21 protein-coding genes and 2 other annotated features are annotated in these 18,496 nt (G+C 40.0%); all 21 genes read left to right on the forward strand.

What is annotated here, in order from left to right:
• The 21 genes from NSQ84_RS00605 to rplL all read left to right on the forward strand — a co-directional run bounded on the left by NSQ84_RS00605 (window position 1) and on the right by rplL (window position 18,402).
• Window positions 1–1,089 carry a protein arginine kinase gene (locus NSQ84_RS00605; RefSeq protein WP_063387129.1) on the forward strand — a complete coding sequence of 363 codons (1,089 nt, stop codon included), beginning with the start codon at window positions 1–3 and terminating at the stop codon, window positions 1,087–1,089.
• Window positions 1,086–3,521 (forward strand): ATP-dependent protease ATP-binding subunit ClpC, encoded by a 2,436-nt coding sequence (gene clpC / locus NSQ84_RS00610; RefSeq protein ID WP_063387130.1) that lies wholly within the window; start codon window positions 1,086–1,088, stop codon window positions 3,519–3,521. The genes NSQ84_RS00605 and clpC overlap by 4 nt, the downstream gene beginning before the upstream one ends.
• A gap of 83 nt (window positions 3,522–3,604) precedes the next feature.
• Window positions 3,605–4,981: a DNA repair protein RadA gene (gene radA / locus NSQ84_RS00615; RefSeq protein ID WP_130156460.1), complete on the forward strand. Its 1,377-nt coding sequence runs from the start codon at window positions 3,605–3,607 to the stop codon at window positions 4,979–4,981.
• Between the two features lie 3 nt (window positions 4,982–4,984).
• Window positions 4,985–6,046 (forward strand): DNA integrity scanning diadenylate cyclase DisA, encoded by a 1,062-nt coding sequence (gene disA, locus NSQ84_RS00620; protein ID WP_066247900.1) that lies wholly within the window; start codon window positions 4,985–4,987, stop codon window positions 6,044–6,046.
• 99 nt (window positions 6,047–6,145) lie between these two features.
• A complete protein-coding gene (locus tag NSQ84_RS00625) occupies window positions 6,146–7,240 on the forward strand; it encodes a PIN/TRAM domain-containing protein (protein ID WP_130156458.1) in 1,095 nt (364 codons plus the stop codon).
• Between the two features lie 15 nt (window positions 7,241–7,255).
• Entirely contained in the window at window positions 7,256–7,948 is a 693-nt protein-coding gene (ispD, locus tag NSQ84_RS00630) for a 2-C-methyl-D-erythritol 4-phosphate cytidylyltransferase (RefSeq protein ID WP_063387134.1), read from the forward strand.
• Entirely contained in the window at window positions 7,945–8,424 is a 480-nt protein-coding gene (ispF, locus tag NSQ84_RS00635) for a 2-C-methyl-D-erythritol 2,4-cyclodiphosphate synthase (RefSeq protein WP_063387135.1), read from the forward strand. Before ispD ends, ispF begins: the two co-directional genes overlap by 4 nt.
• Before the next feature lie 71 nt (window positions 8,425–8,495).
• Window positions 8,496–9,956 (forward strand): glutamate--tRNA ligase, encoded by a 1,461-nt coding sequence (gene gltX, locus NSQ84_RS00640; protein WP_130156456.1) that lies wholly within the window; start codon window positions 8,496–8,498, stop codon window positions 9,954–9,956.
• Window positions 9,957–9,998: 42 nt separating this feature from the next.
• Window positions 9,999–10,232: a binding site (T-box leader), on the forward strand.
• A gap of 65 nt (window positions 10,233–10,297) precedes the next feature.
• A complete protein-coding gene (cysE, locus tag NSQ84_RS00645) occupies window positions 10,298–10,948 on the forward strand; it encodes a serine O-acetyltransferase (RefSeq protein ID WP_063387137.1) in 651 nt (216 codons plus the stop codon).
• Window positions 10,945–12,342, forward strand: a complete 1,398-nt coding sequence (gene cysS / locus NSQ84_RS00650; protein WP_066247902.1) for a cysteine--tRNA ligase — start codon at window positions 10,945–10,947, stop codon at window positions 12,340–12,342. Before cysE ends, cysS begins: the two co-directional genes overlap by 4 nt.
• 2 nt (window positions 12,343–12,344) lie before the next feature.
• Complete coding sequence (locus NSQ84_RS00655) at window positions 12,345–12,773, forward strand: Mini-ribonuclease 3 (RefSeq protein WP_066247904.1); 429 nt, start codon at window positions 12,345–12,347, stop codon at window positions 12,771–12,773.
• Complete coding sequence (gene rlmB, locus NSQ84_RS00660; RefSeq protein WP_063387140.1) at window positions 12,721–13,506, forward strand: 23S rRNA (guanosine(2251)-2'-O)-methyltransferase RlmB; 786 nt, start codon at window positions 12,721–12,723, stop codon at window positions 13,504–13,506. The genes NSQ84_RS00655 and rlmB overlap by 53 nt, the downstream gene beginning before the upstream one ends.
• Window positions 13,507–13,509: 3 nt before the next feature.
• A complete protein-coding gene (locus NSQ84_RS00665) occupies window positions 13,510–14,025 on the forward strand; it encodes an NYN domain-containing protein (RefSeq protein ID WP_063387141.1) in 516 nt (171 codons plus the stop codon).
• Window positions 14,026–14,104: 79 nt separating this feature from the next.
• Complete coding sequence (sigH, locus tag NSQ84_RS00670) at window positions 14,105–14,758, forward strand: RNA polymerase sporulation sigma factor SigH (RefSeq protein WP_063387142.1); 654 nt, start codon at window positions 14,105–14,107, stop codon at window positions 14,756–14,758.
• Window positions 14,759–14,821: 63 nt separating this feature from the next.
• Window positions 14,822–14,965, forward strand: coding sequence for a 50S ribosomal protein L33 (rpmG, locus tag NSQ84_RS00675; protein ID WP_082829425.1), 144 nt, complete (start codon window positions 14,822–14,824; stop codon window positions 14,963–14,965).
• A 34-nt stretch (window positions 14,966–14,999) separates the two neighbouring features.
• Window positions 15,000–15,182 (forward strand): preprotein translocase subunit SecE, encoded by a 183-nt coding sequence (gene secE, locus NSQ84_RS00680; protein WP_063387143.1) that lies wholly within the window; start codon window positions 15,000–15,002, stop codon window positions 15,180–15,182.
• Between the two features lie 116 nt (window positions 15,183–15,298).
• The gene (nusG, locus tag NSQ84_RS00685; protein WP_063387144.1) at window positions 15,299–15,832 is read left to right on the forward strand and encodes a transcription termination/antitermination protein NusG; all 534 of its coding nucleotides are present in this window, start codon (window positions 15,299–15,301) and stop codon (window positions 15,830–15,832) included.
• A gap of 180 nt (window positions 15,833–16,012) precedes the next feature.
• Window positions 16,013–16,438: a 50S ribosomal protein L11 gene (gene rplK / locus NSQ84_RS00690; RefSeq protein ID WP_063387145.1), complete on the forward strand. Its 426-nt coding sequence runs from the start codon at window positions 16,013–16,015 to the stop codon at window positions 16,436–16,438.
• A gap of 103 nt (window positions 16,439–16,541) precedes the next feature.
• A complete protein-coding gene (rplA, locus tag NSQ84_RS00695; RefSeq protein ID WP_063387146.1) occupies window positions 16,542–17,240 on the forward strand; it encodes a 50S ribosomal protein L1 in 699 nt (232 codons plus the stop codon).
• Between the two features lie 55 nt (window positions 17,241–17,295).
• Window positions 17,296–17,438: a sequence feature (ribosomal protein L10 leader region), on the forward strand.
• A gap of 43 nt (window positions 17,439–17,481) precedes the next feature.
• Entirely contained in the window at window positions 17,482–17,982 is a 501-nt protein-coding gene (gene rplJ, locus NSQ84_RS00700) for a 50S ribosomal protein L10 (RefSeq protein WP_063387147.1), read from the forward strand.
• 54 nt (window positions 17,983–18,036) lie between these two features.
• The gene (gene rplL / locus NSQ84_RS00705) at window positions 18,037–18,402 is read left to right on the forward strand and encodes a 50S ribosomal protein L7/L12 (protein ID WP_063387148.1); all 366 of its coding nucleotides are present in this window, start codon (window positions 18,037–18,039) and stop codon (window positions 18,400–18,402) included.
• The last annotated feature ends 94 nt before the right edge of the window (window positions 18,403–18,496 follow it).

The raw sequence follows: 18,496 nt of genomic DNA on the forward strand, positions 1-18,496 counted from the left end.
ATGTCCTTTCAAAAATTTATTCGTTCAGCCATGAGCCCTTGGATGAATCAAGAAGGACCTGATTCCGATATTGTGCTGAGCAGCCGAGTCAGATTGGCGCGAAATATAGAAAATATCAGCTTCCCTACCATTATGTCGAATGAAGAAGCCTTGGCTGTTTTAAATACATTTGAAGAATCATTTTCACAAAGAGTGTTTGACGGTTTAGGGACATTCGTGCTGCTGAAAATGAATGAACTTCAGCCTATTCAAAAACGCGTACTTGTAGAGAAGCATTTGATTAGTCCTTATTTAATGGAAGAATCAGCACTTGGAGGGTGCCTTTTATCTGAAAACGAAGAAGTGAGCATCATGATAAACGAGGAGGATCATATTAGAATTCAATGTTTGTTCCCGGGCCTTCAGCTAAAAGAAGCGTTGAAAATGGCAATGAATCTTGACGATTGGATTGAGGAAAAAGTAGATTATGCATTTGATGAACATAGGGGCTACTTAACTAGCTGTCCAACAAATGTCGGTACCGGCTTGCGGGCTTCCGTGATGATGCACCTTCCAGGACTTGTCTTAACACAGCAGATTAACCAAATTATACCTGCTATCAATCAATTAGGATTGGTTGTGAGAGGTCGGTACGGAGAAGGAAGTGAAGCGATAGGTAATATATTCCAAATTTCGAACCAAATTACGCTAGGCAAATCAGAAGACGATATTGTCGATGATTTAATAGGTGTTGTCGGGCAATTAATTGCTCAAGAACGGGCTGCAAGAGATGCTTTATATAAAACGAATCCGCATCATCTAGAAGACCGTGTATATCGTTCCTACGGCACTCTCAAATACAGCAGGATTATTCCATCGAAAGAAGCAATTCAATGTTTATCAGATGTGCGCTTAGGAATTGACCTGGGAATTATTCAAAATGTTCCACGCAGTGTTTTAAATGAGCTTATGATTTTAATTCAGCCCGGATTTCTGCAACAATATTCAGGAGGAGTTCTACGGCCGAATGAACGGGATATTCGCAGGGCAACATTAATTCGTGAAAGGCTTCAATTAGAAAGGAAGCAAAGGGAGGATGATGAACAATGATGTTTGGGAGATTTACGGAACGGGCGCAAAAAGTGCTTGCTTTAGCGCAGGAAGAAGCTGTACGCCTCGGACATAACAATATCGGCACAGAGCACATATTGCTTGGGCTCGTGCGCGAAGGAGAAGGAATTGCCGCTAAAGCGCTTCACGCTCTAGGATTAAGTCCAGAAAAAATCCAAAATGAAGTGGAAAGCCTGATAGGACGGGGACAAGAAATTTCGCAAACGATCCATTACACACCGAGAGCAAAGAAAGTCATTGAACTGTCAATGGATGAAGCAAGAAAATTAGGACATTCTTATGTCGGAACAGAACATATCCTATTGGGATTAATTCGAGAAGGAGAGGGAGTTGCTGCGCGTGTTTTAAACAATCTCGGAGTAAGCTTGAACAAAGCGCGTCAGCAAGTTTTACAGTTGTTAGGCAGCAATGAAGTATCCTCAAGCCACCAAGGAAGTTCGATGACAAACGCAAATACTCCGACGCTTGATAGTCTTGCGCGGGACTTAACGGCTGTTGCACGGGAGGGCGGACTTGATCCAGTCATCGGCCGAAGCAAAGAAATTCAGCGTGTCATCGAGGTTTTGAGCCGAAGAACAAAAAATAATCCTGTTTTAATAGGTGAACCTGGTGTTGGGAAAACTGCCATAGCAGAGGGACTTGCTCAGCAAATTGTGAATAATGAGGTTCCTGAAATTTTGAGAGATAAGCGCGTTATGACCCTTGATATGGGAACAGTTGTAGCTGGCACAAAATATAGAGGGGAATTTGAGGACCGCCTTAAAAAGGTAATGGATGAAATTCGCCAAGCAGGAAACATCATTTTATTTATTGACGAGCTTCATACACTGATCGGCGCAGGCGGGGCGGAAGGTGCAATTGATGCTTCCAACATTTTAAAACCTGCTTTGGCTCGGGGAGAATTGCAATGTATTGGGGCAACAACTTTGGATGAATACCGTAAATATATTGAAAAGGATGCTGCACTTGAACGGCGCTTCCAGCCAATCCAAGTCGACGAACCGTCCATTGAAGAGAGCATTCAAATTTTAAGAGGATTAAGAGACCGATATGAAGCACACCACCGGGTATCCATTTCCGATGAGGCGATTGAAGCTGCTGTTAAACTTTCAGATCGGTATATTTCCGATCGGTTCCTGCCTGATAAAGCGATTGACTTGATTGATGAAGCAGGCTCCAAAGTCCGTCTTCGTTCATTTGCAACACCTCCGAATTTAAAGGAATTGGAGCAAAAATTAGAAGAAGTGCGAAAAGAAAAAGAAGCTGCAGTCCAAAGCCAAGAATTTGAAAAAGCAGCTTCATTAAGAGATACAGAGCAGCGGCTCAGAGAGGAATTAGAGGAAACGAAAAAATCATGGAAGGAAAAACAAGGTCAAGAAAATTCTGAAGTGACCGTAGAGGATATTGCAATGGTTGTTTCAAGCTGGACGGGAATTCCGGTTGTTAAACTTGCCCAAACAGAATCAGAGCGGCTTTTGAATCTCGAAGAAATTTTACACTCGCGCGTTATTGGTCAAGAAGAAGCTGTCACTGCAGTCGCAAAAGCTGTCAGACGGGCACGTGCAGGCTTAAAAGATCCGAAGCGTCCGATCGGTTCATTTATCTTCTTAGGACCGACAGGTGTAGGGAAAACGGAATTAGCCCGTGCATTAGCTGAAGCAATGTTTGGTGACGAAGATGCTATGATTCGAATCGATATGTCAGAATATATGGAGAAGCATTCTACGTCAAGGCTCGTTGGTTCGCCTCCTGGATATGTAGGCTATGAAGAGGGAGGACAATTGACGGAAAAAGTGCGCCGCAAGCCATACTCAGTCGTATTATTGGATGAAATTGAAAAAGCTCATCCAGATGTGTTTAACATTTTGCTGCAGGTGCTTGAAGACGGAAGACTCACAGACTCAAAAGGGCGCACCGTTGATTTTCGAAATACGATTTTAATTATGACTTCAAATGTAGGGGCAAGCGAATTAAAACGGAATAAATATGTCGGCTTTAATGTTCAAGACGAAAATGAAAATTATAAAGATATGAAAAACAAAGTGATGGATGAACTGAAAAAAGCATTTCGTCCTGAATTTTTGAACCGGATTGACGAAATTATTGTGTTCCACTCTTTAGAGAAAAAACATTTGAAAGAAATTGTTTCGCTGATGGCGGATCAGCTGACAAAACGATTAAAAGAACAGGATATAGAACTCGAATTAACGGATCGTGCAAAAGAAAAGCTGGCTGAAGAGGGCTTTGACTTAGAATATGGAGCGCGTCCGTTGCGGAGAGCGATTCAAAAATATGTCGAAGATCGCTTATCAGAGGAATTATTGAAAGGCACGATCTCGCAAGGTCAAAAAGTTGTATTGGACGTGCAAAATAATGAATTTGTCGTAAAAACTGCAGAAAAGGTTCAATAATCCAATGGGCATACTGCTTCACGTATGCCCCTCTCTTTCATTATATTGTCGTTTATCGATTGAACAAAGTGGGGAATAACCGAATGTCAAAGATCAAATCAAAATTTATTTGTCAATCGTGCGGATATGAATCGCCGAAATGGATGGGAAAATGTCCAGGGTGCGGCGAATGGAATTCAATGGTTGAAGAAGTTATCAAGCCAAAGGGAAAACACCGCATTGCTTTTAGTCATTCCGAATCATCCACTGTCAGCAAACCTTCTCCAATTCATCAAATCCAAGCTGCGCAAGAACCTAGAATGCTTACAGGACTTCATGAGTTTAACCGCGTATTGGGAGGCGGAATTGTAAAAGGGTCTCTCGTTTTAATTGGAGGGGATCCTGGAATTGGAAAATCCACTCTCTTATTGCAAGTCTCCTCACAGCTGGCAGAGAGAGGGAACGATGTTTTATACATTTCGGGAGAAGAATCTTTAAAACAGACAAAACTTCGCTCCGACCGACTCGGGGTAAAAGGCGAAAGACTTTTCGTGCTTTCTGAAACGGACTTAGAAATCATCATTCAATCCATAATGGAAACTGAACCGGCTTTTGTCATCATTGATTCCATTCAAACGATTTATAACAGTGAAATTGCTTCTGCTCCTGGAAGCGTATCTCAGGTTCGAGAATGTACGGCTGAATTAATGAGATTGGCAAAGACAAAAGGAATTCCGATTTTTATTGTCGGTCATGTAACAAAAGACGGCACAATTGCAGGGCCGCGCATTTTAGAACATATGGTTGATACTGTATTGTATTTTGAAGGTGATCGACATCATACGTACCGAATTTTACGGGCAGTTAAAAACAGGTTCGGATCCACTAACGAAATAGGAATTTTTGAAATGAAGGAAGCAGGTCTTAAAGAAGTGCTCAACCCGTCAGAAGTGTTTTTAGAAGAGCGTGCAAAAGGGGCATCTGGTTCAACAGTAGTCGCTTCCATGGAAGGGACAAGACCTGTTCTAGTCGAAATACAAGCTTTAATCACCCCGACAAGCTTTGGAAACCCCAGAAGGATGGCAAATGGGATTGATCATAATCGTGTTTCTTTGTTGATGGCGGTATTGGAAAAACGTGTTGGTTTATTGCTCCAAAACCAAGATGCCTACTTAAAAGTTGCCGGCGGGGTGAAATTAGACGAGCCTTCAATTGACTTGGCAATTTGCATCAGTATAGCTTCAAGCTTTAAAGATGTTCCGACGAACATTTATGATGTTTTTGTAGGTGAGGTTGGTTTAACAGGAGAAATTAGAAGGGTTTCACGAATTGAACAGCGTGTACAAGAAGCTGCCAAACTGGGATTTAAGCGGATTTTTTTACCGAAAGCCAATCTGGGCGGTTGGAAATGGCCGGAAGATATAGAAATTGTCGGTGTGCAAAACATTTCAGAAGCGCTCGAACTTGCAATAGGGGGATAAGCTATGAAACAAGAAAAATCGCTTAAGGAAATCTTGCAATTTGTAGCCCCAGGCACACCAATCCGGGAAGGAATTGAAAACGTGCTGCGCGCAAAGACCGGGGGGCTAATTGTTGTAGGATATAACGAAAAAATCAAACAAATTGTAGACGGGGGATTTTATATCAATTGCCCTTTTTCCCCCGCCTATTTATATGAACTAGCTAAAATGGATGGAGCCATTATTTTAAGCGACTCAGGGCAAAAAATTTTATACGCAAACGCACAGCTCGTTCCGGATACGAGCATAGAGGTAAGAGAAACAGGCATGAGGCATAGAACAGCTGAACGAGTAGCAAAGCAAACAGGAAATCTCGTAATTGCTATTTCTGAAAGAAGAAATGTCGTCACATTATATTTTGGCAATTCCCGCTATGCTTTGAGGGATATCGGCGTCATTTTGACGAAGGCCAATCAAGCTTTGCGGACGTTGGAAAAGTATAAATCTGCCACTGACCAATCCATTAATAATTTAGGATCTTTAGAGTTTGAAGATTTAGTCACGATCGATGAAGTGATCCAAGTTTTACATAGAATAGAAATGGTGCTGCGAATTAAGAGTGAAATTATTAATTATATTTACGAACTCGGTACAGAAGGGCAGCTGATTCAGCTTCAGATGACCGAGCTTTTAGCAGATATTGAAAAAGAAGCGGCTCTGCTTATCAAAGATTACAGCATGGAGCGGCTGAATGATCCTATTCCTGTATTAAAGCAGCTGCAAGAATTGTCCAGCTCAGCATTATTAGATGATGCGGTTTTATTGAAGCTGCTCGGATATCCCCATTTTACCAATATGAATGAACCTGTTGTTCCTCGAGGATACCGGTTTTTGCATAAAATACCAAAGCTTCCTTCCGTTATTATTGAAAATTTAGTGACAACCTTTGAAAATTTGAAACAAATTGCAAATGCTACCGTAGAAAAGCTTGATGAAGTGGAAGGAATAGGTGAAGTTAGGGCGAGGAAAATTAAGGAAGGATTAAGGCGCCTCCAAGATCAGTATAACATTGCAAGGGAGCTCTAACACATCCTTTACAGTAATTTATCAATATTTTTACAATCCTTGTTTTTAGATGTTTGAAAGGTTTGAAAGTGTATATAATGAAATAAAGGAGGTGGAGGTATGTTAAAACGAATTGTTCAAATATTTTTCTTTTTTGTTGGCGGAACGTTAGGTGTTTTGTTTATACCGGAATTATTATTTCTCTTAAATCTTGATGATATTCCATTTCTGATGACACCATATACATTGGCGATATTAGGTGCAATTTTATTTTATATAACCTCCTTCTGGCTAGTGGATTATGTGGTGAATTGGATAAAATTTATAGAAGAGAAATTAGTGAAAGCTCCGGTTACGGATGTATTATTTGGCAGTTTAGGATTAATTTTTGGTCTGATTATTGCTTATTTGATTGGAATTTCATTATCTGAACTTCCATACCCAATTATCAATAACATTGTTCCGATCTTTTTAACCATAATTTTAGGATATTTAGGTTTTCAAATCGGATATAAAAAGCGCGACGAACTGTTGAACTTGTTTTCGATTACAGCAAGAATCAGCAAGAAGAAAGCCTCTCAAGAAGAAGAGGAAAATGTTGAAAAGAAAAGCTTAAAAATATTAGATACAAGTGTTATTATAGATGGCAGGATTGCAGATATTTGTCAAACAGGTTTTTTAGAAGGGACCATTATTATTCCTCAATTTGTGTTGGAGGAACTTCAGCATATAGCGGATTCTTCAGATGTGCTAAAAAGAAATCGAGGAAGAAGAGGTCTGGATATTTTAAATAAAATCCAAAAAGAGCTGGACATTAAAGTGGAAATATGGGAAGGCGACTTTGAAGATATACAAGAAGTCGACAGCAAGCTTGTAAAACTGGCAAAAATCATTCAAGGCGTTGTGGTCACAAACGATTTCAATTTAAATAAAGTATGTGAGCTCCAAAACGTCTCTGTTTTGAACATCAACGATTTAGCCAATGCGGTAAAACCGATTGTACTACCAGGGGAAGAGTTAAATGTCCAAGTAATTAAGGATGGAAAAGAGCATAACCAAGGTGTTGCTTATCTTGATGATGGCACGATGATTGTTGTCGAGGACGGAAGGGACTATATCGGGAAAAATATTGATATTCTCGTTACAAGCGTTCTTCAAACATCTGCCGGACGAATGATTTTTGCAAAGCCAAAGCTGCTGGAAAAAGCATTGTAATAAGGGAGAAAGAAGATGGAATATCGGGTTGTCATACCAGCTGCAGGGCAAGGGAAAAGAATGAGGGCAGGAAAAAATAAACAGTTTATCAAACTTAATTCTTTACCTGTGATTGTTCATACTTTAATGGTGTTTGAAAAAGATCCTCAATGCACCGAAATTGTTCTAGTCATAAACGAGAAAGAGCGTGAAGAATTTCTTTCTTTACTGAAAAAATATAAAATAAAAAAAGTGCAAAAACTAGTTCCCGGAGGACAGGAACGCCAATATAGTGTTTACAACGGGTTAAAAGCCGTTGAAGAAGATGGTATAATATTAATTCACGACGGTGCAAGGCCTTTCATTCGCAGGGAAACCATTCATCAGCTTGTTGAAAAGGCTCATTTAGAGGGCGCAGCGGTCGTAGCCGTTCCTGTAAAGGATACTGTGAAAAGAGTTCGCAATATGGAAGTCATTGATACTGTTGAACGTTCTAGCTTGTGGGCAGTTCAAACGCCACAAGCTTTTCGTCTTTCCATCGTATTAAAAGCTCATGAAGCGGCCAATAGGGATCAATTTGTAGGAACAGACGATGCAAGTCTTGTAGAAAGAATTGGCGAAAAAGTTTGTATTGTACATGGGGATTATTCAAATATAAAACTTACAACCCCTGAAGATTTGATTTTTGCCCGTGCGATTTTAGAGAGTGAAAGAGGGGAAAGGGAATGATTCGGATTGGACAAGGTTTTGATGTTCATCAGCTTGTGGAAGGAAAACCGCTTGTGATCGGTGGAGTCAACATTCCTTATGAAAAAGGATTGCTTGGACATTCTGATGCTGATGTTCTTCTTCATGCATTGACAGATGCCTGCTTGGGAGCGATTGGAGAAGGAGATATCGGCAAGCATTTTCCTGATACGGATCCTGCATATAAAGATATTGACTCGGCGAAATTGCTTCAAGAGGTATGGAACTTGGTAAAGGAGAAAGGCTATATATTAGGCAATGCGGATTGTACAATTATTGCTCAAAAACCAAAAATGGCGCCTTACATCCATCAAATGCGTACTAGAATTGCGGAGCTCTTGGAGGCTGAACTTGACCAAGTGAATGTTAAAGCAACGACGACGGAGGAGCTTGGGTTTACAGGACGCGGGGAAGGAATCGCTGCACAGTCAATCGTTTTATTGCAAAAGAAAAAGTAATCTTTGAACATCAATGGTTTGGTGGTACAATATTTTAAAGAATTACGGTTTGATTATTGGAGGGACAAAATATGGCTGACAACGGAATACGGGTTCGCTATGCACCGAGTCCGACGGGGCATTTACATATTGGAAACGCACGCACTGCATTATTTAATTATTTGTTCGCTAGAAGCCAAAATGGGAAATTTATTATCCGAATTGAAGATACCGATCAAAAGCGGAATATCGAAGGAGGAGAACAAAGCCAGCTTTTTTATTTAAAATGGCTTGGAATTGATTGGGACGAAAGCATAGACAAGGGCGGAGATTACGGTCCTTATCGACAATCGGAGCGGACAAGCATTTATAAAAAATATTATGAAGAGCTCTTGGAAAGAGACTTGGCGTATAAATGTTATTGTACGGAAGAGGAGCTTGAAAACGAGCGTCAAGCGCAAATCGATCGCGGTGAAATGCCAAGATATTCAGGGAAATGCGCGCACCTTTCTAAAGAACAGCAAGAGGCACTCGAAAAAGAAGGACGGAAACCAAGCATTCGTTTCCGGGTTCCAAAAGGAAAAATATATAAATGGAACGATATCGTAAAAGGAGATATTTCTTTTGAGTCCGATGATTTTGGGGATTTTGTCATCGTGAAAAAAGACGGAACACCGACTTATAATTTTGCCGTCGCCGTCGACGATCATTTAATGGAAATCAGTCATGTGTTGCGCGGAGAAGACCATATCTCCAATACACCGAAGCAAATGATGATTTATGAAGCTTTTGGATGGGAACCGCCTGTTTTTGGTCATATGACGTTAATCGTCAATGAAAACAGAAAAAAATTAAGCAAGCGTGATGAGAGCATCATTCAATTTATTGAACAATATGCTGAATTAGGGTATTTGCCTGAAGCGCTCTTTAATTTTATCGGTTTGTTAGGATGGTCTCCTGTTGGGGAAGAAGAGATTTTCAGCAAAGAAGAGTTTATTAAAATTTTTGATCCAAACCGATTATCAAAATCACCTGCTGTTTTCGATACACTGAAATTAAAATGGATGAACAATCAGTACATGAAAAAGCTTGATCTCGAAAAAGTAGTCGACCTTTCGCTGCCCCACCTTGTAAAAGCCGGGCGCATCAGTGAAAATATGTCAGAAGATGAAAGAGATTGGGTGCAACGTCTCATTTCCCTGTATCAAGAGCAAATGAGCTACGGTGCAGAAATTATCGAATTAAGCGAAATGTTTTTTAAGGAAGAGATAGAGGTCGATGAAGAAGGAAAGCTTGTGCTTCAAGAAGAACAAGTTCCTTCCGTGTTAAGCGCATTTTTGGAAGAAGTGAAAGCAATTCAAGATTTCAAAGCAGATGAAATCAAAAAAGCGATTAAGTCAGTTCAAAAGGCGACAGGTCAAAAGGGGAAAAAATTGTTCATGCCGATTCGCGTTGCGACGACCGGGCAGACACACGGTCCTGAGCTGCCGCTTGCCCTTGAGCTCTTAGGAAAAGAAAAGATTATCACAAGGCTGGAAAAAGCACTAGATTAACTTTTTAAAAAAATTGTAATATAGTATTGATGAACAGATGACGGAAAAACGTTGAGAAGGAGAAGTAAGAAAGCAAACGGCTTTTCAGAGAGAACCTCCTTTGGCTGAAAGAGGTTTAAGCACGCGCTTTCTGAAATGCCCCTTCGAGTCTTTTGTCGAAACCAGCGGGAGTAGACAAAAGCGGAGACTCACCGTTATAAGAGTTAAAGTTGAGGGAAAAGAAAAGCTATACTTTTCCCTAAACAGAGTGGAACCGCGCTTATTTGCGTCTCTGTATCTACAGAGGCGCATTTCTTTTTCAGTAGGGTATTATGATTACTTTTTATGGGAGGGAGAAAAATATGTGGAAAATATTAAAAGAAGATGTGGAAGTCGTTTTTGACCAAGACCCTGCTGCGAGATCTTATTTAGAAGTGATCTTAACTTATTCAGGCCTTCACGCCATATGGGCTCATCGGTTGGCGCATGCGTTTTACAAACGGAAATTATACTTTATCGCCAGGGTCATTTCGCAAATAAGCCGCTTTTTCACGGGAATTGAAATCCACCCTGGTGCCAAAATCGGTCGTCGTTTTTTCATCGATCATGGCATGGGTGTCGTTATTGGCGAGACTTGTGAAATTGGCGATAATGTTACTGTATATCAAGGAGTTACATTAGGCGGAACAGGTAAAGAAAAGGGGAAACGGCATCCTACCATCAAAAATAATGTTCTCATTGCAGCTGGCGCGAAGGTATTAGGATCTATTACGATTGGAGAAAACTCGAAAATTGGCGCAGGTTCCGTCGTTTTGCGCGATGTTCCGGATAATTCGACTGTTGTAGGCATTCCGGGGAGAGTTGTTGTGCAAAACGGGAAAAAGGTGAGAAAAGATTTAAATCATAGAGATTTGCCGGATCCTATTTCAGATAAATTAAAAGAGCTTGAAAAAGAAATAGGAAAATTAAAGGCAGAATTAGATAATCTGAAAAAAAAGGAGGGCGTTCAATGAGTATCAAAATTTATAATACATTATCCAGGAAAAAGGAAGAATTTATTCCTTTAGAGGACAACAAGGTAAAGATGTATGTTTGCGGTCCTACCGTTTACAACTATATTCACATCGGAAATGCTAGACCAGCCATTGTATATGATACAGTTCGTCGATATTTGGAGTACAGAGGGTACGATGTGAAATATGTGTCGAATTTTACCGATGTGGATGATAAATTGATTAAAGCTGCAAATGATTTGGGCGAAACGGTTCCGGAAATTGCAGAACGATTTATTAAGGCCTATTTTTCTGATATTGATGCACTGGGATGCAAAAGAGCGGATGTTCATCCTCGTGTAACGGAAAATATGGAGACAATCATTGAATTCATCCAAGCTCTCATTGACAAAAATTATGCCTATGAAGTCGACGGAGATGTGTATTATAAAACACGGTATTTTAAGGAATACGGAAAGCTTTCGCATCAATCAATAGATGAGCTTCATGCCGGTGCCAGAATACAAATTGGCGAAAAAAAGAGAGATCCGCTTGATTTTGCACTTTGGAAAGCAGCAAAAGAAGGGGAAATTTCATGGGATAGCCCTTGGGGAAAAGGACGTCCTGGCTGGCATATTGAATGCTCCGCAATGGCAAGAAAATATTTAGGGGATACAATTGATATTCATGCAGGCGGCCAAGATTTAACTTTTCCGCATCATGAAAATGAGATCGCACAATCCGAAGCGCTTACCGGCAAACCTTTTGCGAAATATTGGATGCATAACGGTTATATTAATATCAACAATGAGAAGATGTCTAAATCACTCGGAAATTTTATTCTTGTTCAAGACGTTTTAAAGCAGTATGACCCACAAGTATTTCGATTTTTTATGCTGTCTGTACACTACCGACATCCTATCAATTATTCGAAAGAACTTTTGGATAGTACAAAAAACGGATTGGAAAGAATCCGCACCTCATATATCAATTTAAAGCATCGGCTGGAAAGTAGTGCGAATCTCACTGATGATGATGAAAAATGGCTGGAAGAAATCAGCCGGCTAAAGAAGGAATTTATTCATGAAATGGACGACGATTTCAATACGGCGAATGCTATATCTGTCATTTTCGATTTAGTGAAAAATGCAAACTATTATTTGGAAAGAAAAAACACCTCCGAAAAAGTAATTAAGGCATTTTTGCAGCTATTTAATGAATTTGGCGATGTATTAGGTTTGACATTTGATGTTCAAGAGCTGCTGGACGAAGACATTGAAAGGCTGATAAACGAGCGAAATCAAGCTAGAAAAGAAAGAAATTTTGCTTTAGCCGACAAAATTCGAGATCAGCTCAAGGAAATGAACATTATATTGGAAGATACGCCTCAAGGAACAAGATGGAAAAGAGGATAAATATGATTGAGCTTGAAAAAATAAAAGAAGCACGGCAGCTTAATGGTCTTGTTTTAGCATATATGGGCGATGCTGTATATGAAGTATTTGTCAGGCATCATCTGTTATCAAAAGGAACTGTCAAACCGGGCCAGCTTCATAAATTGGCGAAGTCGTTTGTTTCGGCCAAAGCGCAGGCAGCGATTTTAAAAACATTAACTGACAACGGCTTTTTCAATGAAGAAGAGCTGGAAATAATGAAAAGAGGGCGAAATGCCAAATCAAACACGGTGCCGAAAAATACCGATGTACAAACATACCGATACAGCACGGCTTTCGAATCTTTAATCGGCTATCTTTTTTTAACAGGTGATCAAGATCGGCTAAACAACGTCATAGATGCTGCAATCGCTGCAACATACGAGAAAGGGGGAGTTGAACGTGGCGGATGAATATATATACGGGAAGAATTCGGTTATCGAAGCATTGAAATCGAACAGGGATATTAACAAAGTGTTTATTGCGGAAAATTCATATACTAAACAAGCGCAGCAAATTATAATGCTGGCGAAAAATAAAGGGGTAGCAGTTCAATTCGTTCCAAAGAAAAAGCTCGATCAGATCGTTTCGGGCAGCCACCAAGGAGTCATTGCGCAAGTTGCTGCATATAAGTATACGGATTTTGAAGATTTGTTCAAATTGTCTGACGAACGCGGGGAAGCGCCCTTTTTTCTGATTCTAGATGAAATTGAAAATCCGGCAAATCTCGGCTCGATTATGAGAACAGCTGATGCTGCTGGAGTACACGGCATTATTATTCCAAAGAACCGGGCGGTCGGTTTAACCAATGTAGTGGCAAAAACGTCAACGGGAGCAATTGAATATGTTCCCGTAGTCCGTGTGACAAACTTGGCACGCACGATTGACGAGCTGAAAAACAGAGGTATATGGATTTACGGCACTGATGCAAAAGGGGAAGACGATTATCGGACAATTGACGGGAAACTGCCCGTTGCATTAGTAATCGGCAGTGAAGGGAAAGGAATCAGCCGCTTAGTAAAAGAAAAGTGCGACTTCCTTGTGAAAATCCCGATGGTTGGTCATGTTACTTCTTTGAACGCCTCCGTTGCTGCCAGTCTATTAATGTATGAAGTTTTTCGTAAACGGCGGCCATCAGGAGAGTAGCCAATGGATATTTTATTAGTCGATGGATACAACATTATTGGTGCTTGGCCTGATCTGCAAAAATTAAAAGATGAAAACAATTTGGAGGATGCAAGGAAGATCCTGATCAACAAGATGGCCGAATATCAAGCATACACGGGGATGAAGGTGATTGTCGTTTTTGATGCTCATTTAGTGAAAGGAATTGAAAAAAAATATTTGGATAATCGCGTGGAAATAATTTTCACGAGAGAAAATGAAACCGCTGATGAACGGATTGAAAAGCTGGCCAAAACATTAAAAAATATTAAGACGAAAATTTATGTAGCAACATCCGACTATATAGAACAATGGACGATTTTTTCCCAGGGAGCTTTGAGAAAATCGGCGCGCGAGCTATATAACGAAGTGGTGTCTATTGAAGAAAGCATTCGAAAAAAAATTCAGCAAATTCAGGGCGAGCGCCCCGCTTCGAAAATTCGCCTTTCTTATGAAGTTGCCGAAAGGTTCGAAAAATGGAGAAGAGGAGATTTATCGTAATTTTGACATAAGTTGACGTTTATGGAAATCTTGCAGTATAATATTTCTAATAATTGTATGCGCGGTCGGGGTGATTTGCATGAGTGTTCAAGACAACAAGGGGGAAAAAATAAAAAAATTGCAGAAGCTTGAAGATGAACAAATTGTAGAGCTCGTCCACAAAGGCGACAGCGCTGCATTGGATTTCTTGATCACAAAATACCGGAACTTTGTGCGGGCCAAGGCAAGATCCTACTTTCTCATCGGGGCGGATCGTGAGGATATAATTCAAGAGGGGATGATTGGATTATATAAAGCGATTCGTGACTTTAAAGAGGACAAGCTTACCTCCTTTAAGGCATTTGCCGAGTTGTGCATTACCCGCCAAATGATTACTGCCATTAAAACTGCTACCCGTCAAAAACATATTCCTCTAAACTCGTATGTTTCATTGGATAAACCCATTTATGATGAAGAGTCAGATCGCACACTGATGGATGTAATATCTGGAGCAAAAGTAATGGATCCAGAAGAACTCATCATTAACCAGGAAAAGTTTGATGATATAGAATTGAAAATGGGGGAAATATTATCTGATCTTGAACGGAAAGTGTTGTCCCTTTATTTGGAAGGTCGTTCCTATTTAGAAATTTCAGAAGAATTAAACAGGCATGTAAAATCTATTGACAATGCCTTGCAGCGGGTGAAAAGAAAGCTAGAAAGATACTTAGAGCTGAGGGAATTTACTTCATAACTCATTGACATAAAAATTGCCATTATGTTACTGTTTAATAGAGTAAGTATCGGTAGGTGTAATATGAGAAAAAAAATAGTTCTAGCTTGTTCTCAATGCGGCAGCCGAAATTATTCAACGATGAAAAAGGCGACCGAAGAACGGTTGGAAATCAAAAAGTTTTGTAAAACGTGCCAAGCTCATACCACTCATCGGGAAACAAAGTAAATTGCACGATTCTTGGATTTCTGGAGGTAAACAAATGCAGCGCTTGACTGGATTTTTTCGAGATGTCGTAAAAGAAATGAAAAAGGTCAGCTGGCCGAAAAGAAAGGAATTGGTTCGCTATACGATTACGGTCATTACAACGGTAGCCTTTTTTGCTATATTTTTTGCTATTGTCGACTTAGGAATTTCTGAGTTATTAAGGCTTATTCTTGAATAAAAGCCTTTTATCCATGATATAATAGATATTATTCATAAGTCCGTCAGTAAACCCGGTAAACGGGTTTTTTCATTGCCTAAAAATGAAATGGGGAGGGAAGGACAAGGTCCTCTGATATGGAAAAGAACTGGTATGTTGTGCATACATATTCCGGCTATGAAAATAAAGTAAAAGCGAATTTAGAAAAACGCGTAGAGTCAATGGGCATGCAGGACAAAATTTTTCGTGTGATCGTCCCTGAAGAAGAAGAAATGGATATGAAAAGCGGAAAGAAAAAAGTGACGAAAAAAAAGGTTTTCCCTGGGTATGTTTTAGTAGAGCTCATCATGACGGATGATTCATGGTATGTGGTTCGCAACACTCCCGGAGTTACCGGATTCGTCGGCTCTGCAGGGTCTGGATCTAAACCAACTCCGCTTTTGCCGGAAGAAGTACAGGCAATTTTCAAACGCATGGGAATAGAAGAGGCTCGTGTGGAAGTTGATTTTGAATTAAAAGAAACGGTAAAAGTAAATGACGGCCCGTTTGCTAATTTCACGGGCGTTATCGAAGAAATCGATACAGATAGAAAAAAAGTCAAAGTTCTCGTCAATATGTTTGGGCGTGAAACACCAGTTGAACTAGATTTTTCCCAAGTTTCCAAATTGTAAAATGTAGAAAAACAAACTTGAAATCATTAATTAAAAATGGTAATATTTCTTAAGTCGATATGTCTCTGAAAGAGACTGAATGATGCATTAATCTTTCTCTCATTCATATAAAGAAGGATGTTGCATGAGTGGGAGGGTTTTACCCTATTACCACATCACGGACTTAAGGAGGTGTGTCTCGTGGCTAAAAAAGTGATTAAAATCGTGAAATTGCAGATTCCTGCAGGTAAAGCTAATCCTGCGCCGCCAGTAGGACCTGCTCTCGGTCAAGCTGGGGTTAATATCATGGGATTCTGTAAAGAGTTCAACGCTCGCACGGCTGATCAAGCTGGCTTAATTATTCCTGTTGAAATTACGGTATTTGAAGACCGTTCATTTACATTTATTACGAAAACTCCGCCTGCTGCCGTTCTTTTGAAAAAAGCAGCTGGAATTGAATCAGGTTCTGGTGAACCAAATCGTAATAAAGTGGCAACAATTAAACGCGATAAAGTTCGCGAAATTGCCGAAACGAAAATGCCTGACTTAAATGCAGCTAGCGTTGAAGCAGCAATGCGTATGGTTGAAGGCACAGCCCGAAGCATGGGCATTGTGATCGAAGACTAATCAATATGCATTGGTGTAGTAGGTTGCGAGTTTGTTTATTCAAGTTCGCAACCTTTATTCGTGGGAGGTTATTCCGCTAAAACCACATAAGGAGGAAAATGATATGGCAAAAAGAGGTAAAAAATATTTAGAAGCTGCAAAGCTTGTTGATCGTTCAAAAGCTTATGACGTAAAAGAAGCAATTGAATTAGTAAAGAAAACGAATATCGCAAACTTTGATGCGACAGTTGAAGTTGCATTCCGCCTTGGCGTTGATCCTCGTAAAAACGATCAGCAAATCCGCGGGGCTGTTGTGCTGCCGAACGGTACAGGTAAAACACAACGTGTATTAGTGTTCGCTAAAGGGGAAAAAGCAAAAGAAGCGGAAGCTGCTGGTGCGGATTATGTTGGCGACAGCGACTACATCAATAAAATTCAACAAGGCTGGTTTGACTTCGATGTTGTTGTGGCTACCCCTGATATGATGGGTGAAGTCGGTAAACTTGGACGTATTTTAGGTCCTAAAGGTTTAATGCCGAACCCTAAAACAGGAACGGTAACATTTGAAGTTGAAAAAGCTGTCAAAGAAATTAAAGCTGGTAAAGTTGAATACCGTGTAGATAAAGCTGGGAACGTTCATGTTCCAATCGGAAAAACTTCTTTTGACAGTGAAAAATTAGTTGAAAACTTTACAACAATCTACGATGCGCTATTAAAAGCAAAACCGGCAGCGGCAAAAGGCACTTACATGAAAAACGTTTCTGTAACGTCTACAATGGGCCCTGGAATTAAAGTAGATCCTTCCAGCTTTGTCGTGAAATAATAAACCGGTTTGACAAGCAGGGTGTATTTTAGTAAAATAAAAATGTTGTGTAATTAAATAGAATTCATTTATACCGTAGACAGTAGGTGCCGAAAGGCTTAATATCCTACCGAGGTGTATGATATAGATTAAGCGGAACGTTTGCTTATTTGTACGATACCTCCATGTCTGCGGGCATGGAGGTATTTCATTTCACCGGCGGTATAAGTGTTCATTTTCAATTTGCAGGAGGTGTAAACAAATGAGCAGCGCAATTGAAAAGAAGAAACAGATCGTTGAAGAAATTGCAGCCAAATTCCGTGAAAGCGTCTCTACTGTTATCGTAGATTACCGCGGTCTTAATGTAGCGGAAGTAACGGAATTGCGCAAAAGACTTCGTGAAGCAAATATAGAGTTCAAGGTTTACAAAAATACGTTAACTCGCCGTGCTGTTGAACAAGCAGAAATTTCTGGATTAGAAGAAGTGCTGACTGGTCCAAACGCTATCGCATTTAGCACTGAAGATGTCGTGGCGCCTGCTAAAATTTTGAATGATTTTGCAAAAGAGCATGAAGCGCTTGAGATTAAAGCTGGCGTCATCGAAGGCAATGTTGCAACAGTTGATGAAATTAAAGCGATTGCTGACCTTCCATCTCGCGAAGGCTTGCTTTCTATGTTGCTTTCTGTACTGCAAGCTCCTATTCGCAACTTTGCACTTGCAACAAAAGCAGTTGCAGATCAAAAAGAAGAGCAAGGCGCTTAAAGCAAATTTTCGTATTAAACTATTAGCAATTTAAAACATAAGGAGGAAAAACAAATGACAAAAGAACAAATTATTGAAGCGATAAAAGAAATGACTGTTCTTGAACTTAACGACTTAGTAAAAGCAATCGAAGAAGAATTTGGCGTAACTGCTGCTGCTCCTGTTGCTGTGGTTGGTGGCGCTGGCGGCGGTGAAGCTGCTGCAGAAAAAACTGAATTCGATGTTATTCTTGCTAATGCAGGTGCACAAAAAATTAAAGTTATCAAAGTTGTTCGTGAAATCACTGGCCTTGGCTTAAAAGAAGCAAAAGAATTAGTTGACAACACTCCAAAACCATTAAAAGAAGGCGTATCTAAAGAAGAAGCTGAAGAACTTAAAGCAAAACTTGAAGAAGTTGGAGCAGAAGTTGAAGTTAAGTAAAAGCTGTTAAATAAATAGAAAAGCTCGCTGATTCATTGGCGGGCTTTTCTTTTATGTATGAATTTCTGCCCGTAGAAAATACTCCTAAAAAAGG

The sequence above is a fragment of the Aeribacillus sp. FSL K6-3256 genome (assembly GCF_037965805.1).
Classification (GTDB): Bacteria; Bacillota; Bacilli; order Bacillales; family Aeribacillaceae; genus Aeribacillus; species Aeribacillus composti.

Excerpts from the sequence above, each read along its gene's own strand:
- NSQ84_RS00655 (WP_066247904.1), top strand. The coding sequence starts at position 12,345 with ATGATTGAGCTTGAAAAAATAAAAGAAGCACGGCAGCTTAATGGTCTT.
- gltX (WP_130156456.1), top strand. The coding sequence starts at position 8,496 with ATGGCTGACAACGGAATACGGGTTCGCTATGCACCGAGTCCGACGGGG.
- radA (WP_130156460.1), top strand. The coding sequence starts at position 3,605 with ATGTCAAAGATCAAATCAAAATTTATTTGTCAATCGTGCGGATATGAA.
- cysS (WP_066247902.1), top strand. The coding sequence starts at position 10,945 with ATGAGTATCAAAATTTATAATACATTATCCAGGAAAAAGGAAGAATTT.
- clpC (WP_063387130.1), top strand. The coding sequence starts at position 1,086 with ATGATGTTTGGGAGATTTACGGAACGGGCGCAAAAAGTGCTTGCTTTA.
- NSQ84_RS00605 (WP_063387129.1), top strand. The coding sequence starts at position 1 with ATGTCCTTTCAAAAATTTATTCGTTCAGCCATGAGCCCTTGGATGAAT.
- nusG (WP_063387144.1), top strand. The coding sequence starts at position 15,299 with ATGGAAAAGAACTGGTATGTTGTGCATACATATTCCGGCTATGAAAAT.
- rplJ (WP_063387147.1), top strand. The coding sequence starts at position 17,482 with ATGAGCAGCGCAATTGAAAAGAAGAAACAGATCGTTGAAGAAATTGCA.
- ispD (WP_063387134.1), top strand. The coding sequence starts at position 7,256 with ATGGAATATCGGGTTGTCATACCAGCTGCAGGGCAAGGGAAAAGAATG.
- secE (WP_063387143.1), top strand. The coding sequence starts at position 15,000 with ATGCAGCGCTTGACTGGATTTTTTCGAGATGTCGTAAAAGAAATGAAA.
- cysE (WP_063387137.1), top strand. The coding sequence starts at position 10,298 with ATGTGGAAAATATTAAAAGAAGATGTGGAAGTCGTTTTTGACCAAGAC.
- rlmB (WP_063387140.1), top strand. The coding sequence starts at position 12,721 with ATGCTGCAATCGCTGCAACATACGAGAAAGGGGGAGTTGAACGTGGCG.
- NSQ84_RS00625 (WP_130156458.1), top strand. The coding sequence starts at position 6,146 with ATGTTAAAACGAATTGTTCAAATATTTTTCTTTTTTGTTGGCGGAACG.
- NSQ84_RS00665 (WP_063387141.1), top strand. The coding sequence starts at position 13,510 with ATGGATATTTTATTAGTCGATGGATACAACATTATTGGTGCTTGGCCT.
- ispF (WP_063387135.1), top strand. The coding sequence starts at position 7,945 with ATGATTCGGATTGGACAAGGTTTTGATGTTCATCAGCTTGTGGAAGGA.
- sigH (WP_063387142.1), top strand. The coding sequence starts at position 14,105 with ATGAGTGTTCAAGACAACAAGGGGGAAAAAATAAAAAAATTGCAGAAG.
- rplA (WP_063387146.1), top strand. The coding sequence starts at position 16,542 with ATGGCAAAAAGAGGTAAAAAATATTTAGAAGCTGCAAAGCTTGTTGAT.
- disA (WP_066247900.1), top strand. The coding sequence starts at position 4,985 with ATGAAACAAGAAAAATCGCTTAAGGAAATCTTGCAATTTGTAGCCCCA.
- rpmG (WP_082829425.1), top strand. The coding sequence starts at position 14,822 with ATGAGAAAAAAAATAGTTCTAGCTTGTTCTCAATGCGGCAGCCGAAAT.
- rplL (WP_063387148.1), top strand. The coding sequence starts at position 18,037 with ATGACAAAAGAACAAATTATTGAAGCGATAAAAGAAATGACTGTTCTT.